Below are 12121 nucleotides of genomic sequence, written 5' to 3'. Positions count from 1 at the left end.
GGTGCACGTCCATGCCAATGAACTTACCCGGTCTTCGGAACATCCGCATCAGCCTGAACACACGCCTCGGCCTGGGCATTGCCGCGGTCGTCCTGGCGGCCACCCTCGCCATTGCAACGGTCGCCCTGCAGCTGGTCAAGACCAGCATAAAGGCCTCCATCGAAAGCGAAGCCTTCGCCCGCCTGTCGGCCATTGCGAACACCATCGACCAAAAGTTCGTGAGCCGCCGCACGCTGCTGGAGACCTTCGCCGACAGCGTGGCACTCAGCGAGTTCCCCGACACGCCGGCGCTGCAGGCCTTCCTCGAAAAGCACCCGTCGCTTCGCAAGGCGTTCAGCAACGTCGCCTTCTTCACGGCCGAAGGCGACCTGGTCGCGAGCCTGAGCGGCCCGCAGCAGCCCGGCAAGGTCAACATCAAGGACCGTGCGTACTTCCAGCAAACGCTCGCGGCCCGCGCCGGCGTGATCTCCGAGCCCTACCTCAACCGGCTCACCGGCCTGGCGCAGATCGCCATGACCGAGCCGGTGCTCGACGCCGCCGGCAACGTCAGATACGTGATCTCGGGCGCCATCAACCTGAAGGACCGGAACATCCTGGGCGAGCTCGCCGACGTGAAATTCGGCGAAACGGGCTACCTGTTCATCACCAGCACGGAAGGCGTGGTGATCGACCATCCGCGCACCGAGCGCATCATCAACCAGACGGGCCTGAAGGGGGTCGGCAATCCCGAGATCGAGCGCCCGGTCGAAGGCTACGAAGGCGCGACCGAAGGCTTCAACCATGCGGGCGTGCACGGCCTCTACGCCTTCAAGCGCATCCCGCAGACCAACTGGGTGCTCGGGTCCATGTACCCGAGCACGGAAGCCTTCGCCCGGGTCGACGCCATCGAGCGCTCGGCATGGATCGGCGCGGTGGTGCTCGCCATGCTCGCGGGTGCCGCGGTGCTGGGCTTCGTGCGCCAGCAGCTCACGCCGCTCAGGCACCTGCACCGGCACATGCTGGATGTGGACAACCCGGCCCTGCAGACGGCCGTGCCGCGCACCTACCGGCACGACGAGATCGGCGATCTCGCGCGCACCTTCGACACGCTGATGCAGCAGCGCAAATCGAGCGAGAAGTTCCTGCGCGACATCACCGACAACCTTCCCGCGCTGGTGTCGCACGTGGATGCGCAGGGCCGCTACACCTTCGTGAACGCCCCGCTGTGCAGGAAGTTCGACCGCGGCGCGGCCCAGCTGATCGGGCGCACGGCGCAGAACATCGGCGAGGACGAGACGGTGGATGCCGCCGTGCGGCGCGTGCTGGCTGGCGAGGCCGTCAGCTTCGAAAGCCGGGGCGAGGCGAAGCGCGGCGAGGAAGACCGCTACTTCCAGACCGAACTCATCCCCGACCGCGACCAGGCCGGCCAGGTCCGTGGCTACTACGCCATGACCTCCGACGTGACCGAGCGCAAGCGCATCGAATTCAGCCTTGCCCACAGCGAGGCGCAGGTCCGCGTCATTGCCGACAACATCCCCGCGCTGGTCTCGCACGTCGATTCCTCGCTGAGATACACCTTCGTCAATGCCCAGGTGAAGGCCCTGCACCAGGACCGGGCCATGGTGGGGCAATCGATGCCGGAGGTTCGCGGCCCGTCGGACTTTGCCATCGTGGCGCCGGCCTACGAGCGCGCGCTGGCCGGTGAAACGGTGGTGGTCGAGAAATCCGGCGATCCGGCGCTGGGCATCGGCGACCGCACCTTCAAGGCCCACTACATTCCCGACCGGGACGCGAGCGGCGTGGTGCAGGGCGTGTTCGCGATGACCTTCGACATCACCGACGAGGTGAACATACGCAAGGCCCTGACCGAACAGCAGAAGCGGCTGCGCGACGTGACCGACAGCATCCCGGCGCTGGTGGGCTATTTCGACAGCGCGGAGAACTGCCTCTTCGCCAACAGCCGCGCGCGGCAGATGGCGGGGCTGGGCAGCGGCCCGCTCGAGAACGTCACGCTGCGCTCGGCGCTGGGCAAGACGGTGCACCGGCAGATCCGGCCCTACCTTCCGCTGGTGCGCGAGGGCAAGTCGGTGCGCTTTCCGGTGCAGGCGCCGCTGGGCGGGAAGGATGGCTTTTTCCAGGTCAACCTGGTGGCCGACATGGACCCGCAGGGCGGGCTCGTGGGTTTCTATCTCATGACTTTCAACATCACCGCGCTCAAGCGCGCGGAGCTGCGGCAAGCCGAAAGCGAAAGGCGCCTGCGCACCATCACCGACAACCTGCCGGCACTCATCACCTACATCGACCGCGAGGAGAAGATCACCTTCGCCAATGCCACCTACCGCGAATGGTTCGGCGTGGAGCCCGACGCCGTCCTGGGCCGCCACGTGAGCGACGTCGTGGGGCCCGACGTGTATCTTTCGCGCAAGCCCATGATCGCGCGCGCGCTGGCGGGCGAGCGCGTGGAGTTCGAGGCGCAGACCAGGACCACCGGCGCCGAGCGCACCACGCGCGTGAGCTACGTGCCCGACATCGGCCCCGACGGCATCACGCGCGGCATCTTCTCGCTGAGCCTGGACATCAGTGCCCTGAAGGCGGTGGAGCGCAAGCTGATCGACCTGGCGCGCATCGACACGCTCACCGGCCTGGCGAACCGGCTCGCCTTCAACGAGTTCCTGCCCGGCGCCATCGCGCGCGCGCAGCGTTCGGGCAACGCGCTGGCGGTGCTGTTTCTCGACATCGACTACTTCAAGACCATCAACGACACGCTCGGCCATGCGACCGGCGACGGCGTGCTGGTGGAATATGCGCAGCGCCTGCTGGCCAGCGTGCGAAGCACCGACACCGTGGCGCGCCTGGCGGGCGACGAGTTCGTGGTCGTGCTGGAGAACGTGCACACGCGGGAAGCCGCGGTGGCGGTCGCGCGGAAGATCGTCGAGCGGGTAGGCACCGTCCCCTTCGAACTGGACGGCCGCAGCCTGAACGTCACGACCAGCATCGGCATCGCCTTCCACCAGGCCGCGGACGCCTCGGCCGGTGCGGCCGACCTGCTGGCGCGCGCCGATGCCGCGCTCTATCGCGCCAAGGCCGCGGGACGCAACACCTTCGGCTTCTCCGATTGAGAACTTTGGTAGTGGTTGCGCATCACCCTTGCCGCTGGCGGGGGGCGCATTCCTGCTGACAAGCCCGCCCTGGCGGCCTCAGAATCCCCTTCACAGGAGAAACCATTTCATGTCCCCCACCGAAGTCGTCACGCCCGAGCAATTGCTGCACGCACTGGAAGTCCAGAGCCGCATGCCCATCCTGCGCATTGGCCAGGCCCTGATGGCGCTGGGCATGCTCACGGAAGAGCAGCTGCGCGCCGGCCTTGCGCAGCAGCAGCTCGACCGCAGCGTGCCGCTGGGCGAGACCCTGGTGCGCATGGGCGTGGTGACGCGGGCCCAGCTGCAGGCCGCGCTGGTGCGCAAGATGGGCTACCCGCTCGTGAACCTGCACGAGTTCCCGGTGGCCGTGGACGCCCTGCGCACCATCAGCCATGCCGTGGCCCGCCGCCTGCAGGTGATGCCGCTCATGATCCACGAGGGGCGCCTCATCCTTGCGCTCGACGATCCGGCCAGCCGCCATGCGGCCATCGACGAGGTGGAGTTCATCTCCCAGAGGAAGGTGGTGCCGGTGATCGGCGAATGCCTGGTGCTGGACACCGTGCTCTACAAGGCCTACGGCAAGATCGGCACCGATTCGGCCGACCCGACCATCGTGCACGATCCCTCGCGGCCGCTGGACTTCGACATGGGCGGCGGCGCGGGCCCCGGCGGCAGCGCCGGTCCCGGCACCAGCCTGGGCACCAGCGACCTCCTGGTCACGCTCGAGAAGGAGGGTCCCGCGCCGGCCGTCGAGGAGACGGCCATCGAGCAATCGGACAACTCGCTGGTGCGGATGATCAACAGCATGATCGTGGACGCGCACCGCGAAGGCGTGTCGGACATCCACATCGAGAGCTATCCGGGCAAGGAAAAGACCCGCATCCGGTTCCGCCGCGACGGCCGGCTGCACACGCACCTGGAGCTGCCGGCCAGCTACCGCAACGCGGTGGTCGCGCGCGTGAAGATCATGTGCGACCTGGACATCAGCGAAAAGCGCAAGCCCCAGGACGGCAAGATCAATTTCGCCAAGTACTCGCCGCAGCACCGCATCGAGCTGCGCGTGGCCACCATCCCCACGGCCAACGGCCTGGAAGACGTGGTGATGCGCATCCTGGCCTCGGCCAGGCCGATTGCGCTGGACAAGCTCGGGCTCTCGCCGCGCAACCTCGCCGAGCTCACCAAGGCGGTGGAGCGCCCCTATGGCATGGTGCTGTGCGTGGGGCCCACGGGCTCGGGCAAGACCACCACGCTGCACTCGGCCCTGATGCACATCAACACGCCGGAGCGAAAGATCTGGACCGCCGAAGACCCGATCGAGATCACCCAGCCCGGCCTGCGCCAGGTGCAGGTGAATCCGCGCATCGACTGGACCTTTGCCAAGGCGCTGCGGGCCTTCGTGCGCGCCGATCCGGACGTGATCATGGTCGGCGAGATCCGCGACGAGGAAACGGCCAAGACGGCGATCGAAGCCTCGCTCACGGGCCATCTGGTGCTTTCCACGCTGCACACCAACAGCGCGCCCGAAACCGTGACGCGGCTGCTGGACATGGGCATGGACCCCTTCAACTTCGCGGACTCGCTGCTCGCGGTGCTGGCGCAGCGCCTGGTGCGGCGCCTGTGCAGCCACTGCATCCAGAGCCGCCCCATGCGCCCCGATGAAACCGAGGAGCTGCTGGCCGACTACATGCACGCGTTCGCGGGAAAGGAGACACCGGACGAACGCGAAGCCGTGCGCAGCGGCTGGCTCGGCCAGCACGGCCGCGACGGCCGGCTGCAGGCCTTTTCGAGCCCCGGATGCGTGCATTGCGACAACACCGGCTTCAGCGGCCGCGTCGGCATCCACGAGCTGATGGTGATCTCCAGGACGCTGCGCCGCCTGGTGCAAGGCGGCGCGCGCGCCGAGGAACTGCAGGAAGCCGCCCTGCGCGAGGGCATGCGCACGCTGCGCCAGGACGGCATCGGCAAGGTCCTGTCGGGGCAGACCACCATCGAGGAGGTCCGCGCCACCAGCAACGCCTGAGCTGGCTCTTCAGGCGGCGTCCCACGCCACGGCCGGCAACGTGGCGATGCCGGGCCTGGCGAACAGGTAGCCCTGGAACAGGTCCACGCCCAGCGCCCGCAGCGCGTGCACCTCTTGCGAAGCCTCGACGCCTTCGGCCACCACCCGGATGCCGAGTTCGCTGCAGGTGCCCACGAAGCCCTTCACGATGCTGAGCCGGACCGCGTCGTTGTGGATGTTGCGCACCAGGCCCATGTCGATCTTCACCACGTCGGGCTGGAAGCCCGCCAGCAGCTCGAAGCCCGCATAGGCGGCGCCGAAGTCGTCGATGGCGGAGGTGAAGCCATAGCCCTTGTAGGTGCGGAAGGTCGCCGCCAGCGCCGGCAGGTCCGCCACGCGTTCGCCTTCGGTGATCTCGAACATCAGGTGGTCCACCGGAAAATTGCAGCGCTGCGCGGCCACCATGGCGGTATGGAAGCACTCGTCCTGATGTCCCGCCACGTCGTTGGGCAGGATGTTGAGGCTCAGCCGCGTTTCCATGCCCAGCGCCGAGGCGGTCTCGATGGCCTTCACGCGGCAGGCCTCGTGGAACGCGAAGCGGTGCCGCGGGTTCACGCGCGAGAGCACTTCGAAGGCGCCCTCTCCCGAGGTGCCGCGCACCAGGGCTTCGTGCGCGAACACTTCGCGCCGCTGGAAATCCACGATCGGCTGGAAAGCCATGACGAACCCGTCATCGAAGCCGGGAAAGCAGGCATCCGCCGTTGTTCCGATGGTCACTGGAGTGGATCTCGCGGGAAAGGGGACGCGTCGTTCAGGCGGCTTGATAGGTAGTTAAATGTAACCTCTTTGTTCACGGCCCCTCCTTCGATCAACCCGCGGGCAGGTCCAGCAGGGCCCAGACCGGCGCGTGGTCGCTCGCTCCGGGCCGCCCGCGCACCTCGCGGTCCACGTTCGCATCGGCCAGCAAGGGTGCGAGTTCGCGGTTGAGCAACAGGTGGTCGATGCGCAGGCCCGCATTGCGCGGCCAGCGGTTGCGCCAGTAATCCCAATAGGTGTAGATCGCCTCATCGGGATGGCGCGCGCGGATCGCGTCGGTCCATCCCTGCTTCAGCAGGCGGGCGAAGGCCGCGCGGCTTTCGGGCTGCAGCAGCGCATCGTCCTGCCAGGAAGCCGGGTTGTAGATGTCCGCATCGGTGGGCACCACATTGAAGTCGCCGGCCAGCACGGCCGGCATGCCGCAGCCATAGAGAAGGCGCGCATGGGCGTTGAGCCGCTCGAACCATTCGAGCTTGTAGTCGAACTTGGGGCCAGGCTGCGGATTGCCGTTGGGCAGGTAGAGGCAGCCGACGATCACGCCGTTCACCACCGCTTCGAGATAGCGGCTCTGGCTGTCTTCGGCGTTGCCGTCGAGCCCGCGGCCGGTTTCGATCGGCTCCCTGCCGCGCGCCAGAATGGCCACGCCGTTCCACGCGCGCTGGCCATGGAACAGCACGCCGTAGCCCGCTTCGCGGATCGCCGCCGCCGGAAAATTCTCGTCCGGGGATTTCAGCTCCTGCAGGCAGGCCACGTCCGGGCGGGCCTCGGCCAGCCATGCGAGCAGCAGCGCAAGCCGGCTGTTGATGCCATTGACGTTGAAGGTCGCGATCTTCATGGGCGCTGCGTCGAACACAAGCAGATGCGCCGGATCATGGCCCCAAAGCCCACCGGCCCATGTCGGAGAACACGCCCTGCGGACCGTCAGGCGGTCCGCACGCCTTTTTCGTACCAGCCCTGCGACCGGTTGACCACCGCCACCACCAGCAGCATCACCGGCACCTCGATCAGCACGCCCACCACCGTGGCCAGCGCGGCGCCCGACTGGAAGCCGAACAGGCTGATGGCCGTGGCCACCGCGAGCTCGAAGAAATTGCTCGCGCCGATCAGCGCCGACGGCCCGGCCACGCAGTGCGCCACGCCCAGTTTGCGATTGAGCACATAGGCCAGGCCCGAATTCAGGAACACCTGGATCAGGATCGGCACCGCGAGCAGCGCGATCACCAGCGGCTGCCGCAGGATGGCTTCGCCCTGGAAGGCGAACAGCAGCACCAGCGTGAGCAGCAGCGCCGAGATCGACCAGGGCCCGAGCCGCGCCGCCACGGCCTGGAAGTGCGCCGTTCCGCGCTTGAGCAGCTGCCTGCGCAGCAGCTGCGCAATGGCCACCGGCACCACGATGTACAGGCCCACCGAGGTCAAGAGCGTGTCCCAGGGCACCGTGATCGACGACAGCCCCAGCAGCAGTGCGACCACCGGCGCGAAGGCCACCACCATGATCGCGTCGTTCAGCGCCACCTGCGACAGCGTGAAGTACGGGTCGCCCCTGCACAGCTGGCTCCACACGAACACCATCGCCGTGCAGGGCGCCGCGGCCAAGAGGATCAAGCCCGCGATGTAGCTGTCGAGCTGCGAGGGCGGAAGCAGCGGCGCGAACACGTGGCGGATGAAGATCCAGCCCAAGAGCGCCATCGAGAACGGCTTCACGGCCCAGTTGATGAAGAGCGTGACGCCGATGCCGCGCCAGTGCGCCTTCACCTGCCCGAGCGCCGCGAAGTCGATCTTCAGCAGCATCGGGATGATCATCACCCAGATCAGCACGCCGACCGGCACGTTGACCCTGGCCACCTCCAGCGAGGCAATGCCGCGGAACACGCCCGGCAGCCACTGGCCCAGCGCAATGCCCGCCACGATGCACAGCGCCACCCACACCGTGAGGTAGCGCTCGAAGAAGCCGATGGCGGGCGGTGGTGCGGAAGACGCCACGGCGGCGGCGGTGTTGGAGCTCATGGAAAGATCAGCTTTCGGAAATCGCGGCCAGCGCCGCCTGGAGTTCGGCGTCCGCCATCGATTCGATCGGCAGCGCCAGCAGTTGCAGGAGACGGTAGGCCAGGGCCTGGCGCGTCAGCTCGAAGGCCACCCGCCGGCCTTCGTCGCCGCCGGGCGCGTTCGACGGGTCGGGGTAGCCCCAATGCACCTGCACCGGGCTGCCGGGCCAGTAGGGGCAGGCTTCCTGCGCGGCACTGTCGCACACGGTGATGACGATGCGCATGGCCGGCTTGCCTTCGCCCACGAACTCGTCCCAGCTCTTGCTGCGGAAGGCCGACACGTCGACGCCCGCATTGGCGAGCGCCTCGAGCGCGAAAGGGTTCAGCCGGCCGCTCGGCGCGCTGCCGGCGCTGTAGGCCCGCACGTCCCTGCCCGCCTTTTGCGCCAGGTGGTTGAGCATGCCTTCGGCGAGCACGCTGCGCGCCGAGTTGTGCGTGCACAGGATCAGCACGTTGGCCGTCATCGCGCGGCCTGCTGGACCTTGCCGATGTCGTGGAGCCGCGGATGAATGGTCACGGCTTCGCTGCGCGGTGCGCAGCATGCGGTGCCCTGGCTCGCAACCGCCCTCGTCTCCCCATACACCGGCACATTGCCCAGCGTGTGGAAGTGCTCCCAGGCAATGCCCTGCGGATCGGTGATCCAGTGCTTTTCGCTGCGCGCGTAGCAGCAGGTGGTGGCGCCCTCGTCGAAGGTCTCGATCTCGGCCTGGGCGGCGCGGGCCTTGAGTTCCGCGAGTTCTTCCTCGTTCTCGGCCTGCAGCCCCAGATGGTCGATGCCCGTCGCGCCGGCGCGCGTGGACACCGCAAAATTCACCGGCGGATCGTCGAGCATCCACTTGGCGTAGTCGCTTTCCACCCGCGCCGGCTCCGAGGCGAAAAGCCTGGAGTAGAAGGCGATGCTCGCCGGCAGATCCTGGACGTTCAGATGCACATGGAATCGCTTCATGGTTGTTTCTCCTTCAGCATGGACAAGCCTGCGCCGCCTGGGGCAGGCAAGCCTCGCCCTGGCAGCAGTTTTCGGTGAGGTAGCCGATGAGCGCGTTCATCTGCCCGAAGGCCGCGCGGTAGATCAGGTTGCGGCCGCTGCGCTCCTGCGTCACCAGCCCCGAATGGGTCAGCTCCTTCAGGTGGAACGAGAGGCTGGTGGCCGGCACGTCGAGCGCCTCCACCAGCGCACCGGGCGTGAGCCCCGCCGGGCCCGCCACCACCAGCGCGCGGAACACCTGCAGGCGCACCGGCTGGGCCAGCGCGGCCAGGGATCTGACGATGTCTTGTTCTTCCATATTTCAATAATAGTTGCATAATCGCAAGAATGCAATCGACCAGCCCCTCCATCACCATCTTTCACAACCCCGCGTGCGGCACCTCGCGCAACACGCTGGCGCTGATCCGCAACAGCGGCGAAGAGCCCCGCGTCATTGAATACCTGAAGACCCCGCCCACCAGGGAAACGCTGCGCGAGCTGCTCGCCGCCATGGCCATGGCGCCGCGCGCGCTGCTGCGCCGCAAGGGCACGCCCTGCGACGAACTCGGGCTCGACGATCCGAAGTGGTCGGACGAACAGCTGCTCGACTTCATGCTCGCGCATCCGATCCTCATCAACCGCCCGATCGTCGTCACGCCGATCGGCACCCGGCTGTGCCGGCCTTCGGAAGAGGTGCTCGACATCCTGCCCTCGCCGCAAAAAGGCCCGTTCGCCAAGGAAGACGGCGAGCAGGTCATCGATGCGGAGGGCCGCCGTGTCAGTCGCGCTGCCTGAGCTTCCGAACATCGACGCCGAGCTGTTCGACCGGCCCTCGCCCGAGCGTTTCTCCAGCGCCGCGCCGGCGCGCCACGCACCGCGCTTCCTGCTGCTGTACGGCTCGCTGCGCGAGCGCTCCTACAGCCGCCTGCTGACCGAGGAGGCCGCGCGGCTGCTGCAGGCCATGGGCGGCGAAACGCGCATCTTCGATCCGGCCGGCCTGCCGCTGCCCGACAGCGCGCCGGACGATCATCCGAAGGTGCAGGAACTGCGCGAACTCGCGCAATGGGCCGAAGGCATGGTGTGGTGCTCGCCCGAGCGCCACGGCGCCATGACCGGCATCATGAAGGCGCAGATCGACTGGATTCCGCTCAGCGTGGGCGCCGTGCGGCCCACGCAGGGCAAGACGCTGGCCGTCATGCAGGTGTCGGGCGGATCGCAGTCGTTCAACGCCGTGAACCAGCTGCGCGTGCTCGGGCGCTGGATGCGCATGCTGACCATTCCCAACCAGTCGTCGGTCGCCAAGGCCTTCCTGGAGTTCGACGAGGCCGGTCGGATGAAGCCCTCCGCCTATTACGAGCGGGTGGTCGACGTGATGGAGGAACTGATGAAGTTCACCCTGCTCACGCGCGATGCGGCCGCCTACCTGGTCGACCGCTACAGCGAGCGCAGGGAAAACGCCGAGCAGCTTTCCAGGCGCGTGAACCAGCGCGCGATCTGAAGCATTGCCGCGCGGCGTCCTACGCCCGCATGCAGGCTGTCCGACATCGGTGCGACGCGGCCGCGATAAGGTGATTCACGCAAGGAGGTCAGCATGAGCCCATCCAGGTCGAAAGAAGGCCGCGCCCCGCGGCTGGTGCGACCCGCACCGAGCCGGCGCGTGCCGGCGACCCCAAAATCCGAAGGCCCCGTCGCCACGCCCAAGGTCAACGAGGGCGCATCGCTCGGCAAGTCCGCCAACTCCAGCGCCGGCGGCGCCGCGGGGCAGCTGACGCCCAAGGACTGAAGCGCGGCTGCGCGGCACGGGCCCGCCAATCTGGCCCGACAATCGGCGCCCATGAATGCCAAGCCTTCGACGACAACGGCCCCGCCGGGCCCAGCGCCGTCCCTGCCGCGCCCCATCCGCGTCGCGGCCTCCCTGATCCTGCTGCGCGACGGCGCCGACGGCATGGAAGTGCTGCTGCTGCGCCGTGCCGAGAAGGCTGACGACCAGAACAGCGGCGCCAGCGTGTTTCCGGGCGGCGTGGTCGATGCGCACGACCGCCGCCTGCACCTGATGTGCAAGGGCCTGGACGACGCCGCGGCCAGCGCGCGCCTGGGCCTGCCCGATGGCGGCCTCGACTACTACGCCGCCGCGGTGCGCGAATGCTTCGAGGAAGCGGGCGTCCTGTTCGCAAGCGACGCCGGCGACCGCCTGGCCGAACTCGACGGCCTGCCGCCGGGCCGGCTCGAATCCATGCGCCATGCCGCCGAGCAAGGCACCGATGCGCTGCTCGCCATGTGCGAGGCGCAGGGCTGGCGCCTGGCGATGGACCGGCTCGCCTATTTCAGCCACTGGCTCACGCCGCCCGGCATGCCGCGCCGCTTCGACACCCGCTTCTTCATTGCGCAGATGCCACCGGGCCAGGCCGTGAAGCCCGACGGCCGCGAGACCGTGGCGCACATGTGGCTCAAGCCCGCGGAGGCGGCGGACCCGCGCCGCGGCCTCAAGCTGATGAACGTGACGCGGCGCACGCTCGAAGAACTCGCAGGCTTCGGCAGCGCCGCCGACTGCATGGCGCATGCGCGGGCGCTGACGCGGATCGTGCTGAACATGCCTCGCCTGGCCGACGGGCCCGCGGGCCGCCGCGCGGTGAACATCGACGAGGCCGCCTACGAGGAGATCGGCCACCTCGATCCCGAAGGCAAGGGCCATGCGCACTACGCGCTCGAGCCCGGCCTGGTCACGCGGCTGTCGGCGCGCGTGCAGCGCGTGGCCGGCGCAGCGGATTCGCCTCACGGCTATTTCGTCGGCGGCGAAGGCGGCCACTGGGCATTGATCGACCCCCTGCCGCACGGCCTGGCGCAGAACGCGGCGCCGGGCCAGGTGAAGTGGCTGCTCTGGACAGGGGCTGGTAGACAGCCCTCGGCCGCGTCGCTCGAGGGGCTTCGATCGGCATGGCCCGATGCCGCCGCGCTGTGGCCGCAGCCCGGGGACACGCTGCGCCTTGCAGGCGCCACGCTGCATGTACAAGAGCCGGGCCCGGCCGGCCAGGGCGGGCCCGCGCGGCAATTCCTGCTGGCCGAGGAACGCATGCTCTTCACCGGCCGCGCCGCGGCGCACGCAGCGCACGCCACTGGCGAGGCCGAATGGATCGCGCCGGCCAGCGGTTTCATCTACCGCGCGCCACGCTAGCGCAAGCTC

General features: G+C 68.3%; 12 protein-coding genes. 6 read left to right on the top strand and 6 right to left on the bottom strand.

The window, feature by feature from the left end:
- Positions 1-11 precede the first annotated feature (11 nt).
- Together ACAM54_RS10235 and ACAM54_RS10230 are read left to right on the top strand one after the other, a co-directional pair.
- Positions 12-3098: a PAS domain-containing protein gene (locus ACAM54_RS10235; protein ID WP_369650606.1), complete on the top strand. Its 3087-nt coding sequence runs from the start codon at positions 12-14 to the stop codon at positions 3096-3098.
- 109 nt (positions 3099-3207) lie between these two features.
- Positions 3208-5139 carry a GspE/PulE family protein gene (locus ACAM54_RS10230; RefSeq protein ID WP_369650605.1) on the top strand — a complete coding sequence of 644 codons (1932 nt, stop codon included), beginning with the start codon at positions 3208-3210 and terminating at the stop codon, positions 5137-5139.
- 9 nt (positions 5140-5148) lie between these two features.
- Here the strand turns inward: ACAM54_RS10230 and ACAM54_RS10225 are convergent, their stop codons facing one another.
- The 6 genes from ACAM54_RS10225 to ACAM54_RS10200 form a co-directional block, all read right to left on the bottom strand.
- Entirely contained in the window at positions 5149-5895 is a 747-nt protein-coding gene (locus ACAM54_RS10225; protein WP_192322712.1) for an EAL domain-containing protein, read from the bottom strand.
- Positions 5896-5986: 91 nt separating this feature from the next.
- Positions 5987-6769 carry an exodeoxyribonuclease III gene (locus ACAM54_RS10220; RefSeq protein WP_369650604.1) on the bottom strand — a complete coding sequence of 261 codons (783 nt, stop codon included), beginning with the start codon at positions 6767-6769 and terminating at the stop codon, positions 5987-5989.
- A gap of 86 nt (positions 6770-6855) precedes the next feature.
- A complete protein-coding gene (arsB, locus tag ACAM54_RS10215) occupies positions 6856-7938 on the bottom strand; it encodes an ACR3 family arsenite efflux transporter (protein WP_369650603.1) in 1083 nt (360 codons plus the stop codon).
- A 7-nt stretch (positions 7939-7945) separates the two neighbouring features.
- Positions 7946-8440: an arsenate reductase ArsC gene (locus tag ACAM54_RS10210; protein ID WP_369650602.1), complete on the bottom strand. Its 495-nt coding sequence runs from the start codon at positions 8438-8440 to the stop codon at positions 7946-7948.
- Complete coding sequence (locus tag ACAM54_RS10205; RefSeq protein ID WP_192322716.1) at positions 8437-8922, bottom strand: ArsI/CadI family heavy metal resistance metalloenzyme; 486 nt, start codon at positions 8920-8922, stop codon at positions 8437-8439. The genes ACAM54_RS10210 and ACAM54_RS10205 overlap by 4 nt, the downstream gene beginning before the upstream one ends.
- Positions 8923-8935: 13 nt before the next feature.
- Positions 8936-9259 (bottom strand): helix-turn-helix transcriptional regulator, encoded by a 324-nt coding sequence (locus ACAM54_RS10200; RefSeq protein WP_125964921.1) that lies wholly within the window; start codon positions 9257-9259, stop codon positions 8936-8938.
- A 29-nt stretch (positions 9260-9288) separates the two neighbouring features.
- On the opposite strand from ACAM54_RS10200, the gene arsC reads away from it, so the two are divergent.
- The 4 genes from arsC to ACAM54_RS10180 all read left to right on the top strand — a co-directional run bounded on the left by arsC (position 9289) and on the right by ACAM54_RS10180 (position 12112).
- Positions 9289-9735, top strand: coding sequence for an arsenate reductase (glutaredoxin) (gene arsC, locus ACAM54_RS10195; RefSeq protein WP_369650601.1), 447 nt, complete (start codon positions 9289-9291; stop codon positions 9733-9735).
- Positions 9701-10438, top strand: coding sequence for an arsenical resistance protein ArsH (gene arsH / locus ACAM54_RS10190; RefSeq protein WP_307697473.1), 738 nt, complete (start codon positions 9701-9703; stop codon positions 10436-10438). Before arsC ends, arsH begins: the two co-directional genes overlap by 35 nt.
- Positions 10439-10531: 93 nt before the next feature.
- Positions 10532-10723: a hypothetical protein gene (locus tag ACAM54_RS10185; protein WP_145743136.1), complete on the top strand. Its 192-nt coding sequence runs from the start codon at positions 10532-10534 to the stop codon at positions 10721-10723.
- A gap of 51 nt (positions 10724-10774) precedes the next feature.
- Entirely contained in the window at positions 10775-12112 is a 1338-nt protein-coding gene (locus ACAM54_RS10180; protein WP_369650600.1) for an NUDIX domain-containing protein, read from the top strand.
- Positions 12113-12121 lie beyond the last annotated feature (9 nt).

The sequence above is a fragment of the Variovorax sp. V93 genome (assembly GCF_041154485.1).
Taxonomy (GTDB): domain Bacteria; phylum Pseudomonadota; class Gammaproteobacteria; order Burkholderiales; family Burkholderiaceae_C; genus Variovorax; species Variovorax beijingensis_A.
The sequence above is the reverse complement of the archived record's forward strand: the minus strand, read 5'-3'. Positions and strand labels throughout refer to the sequence as shown.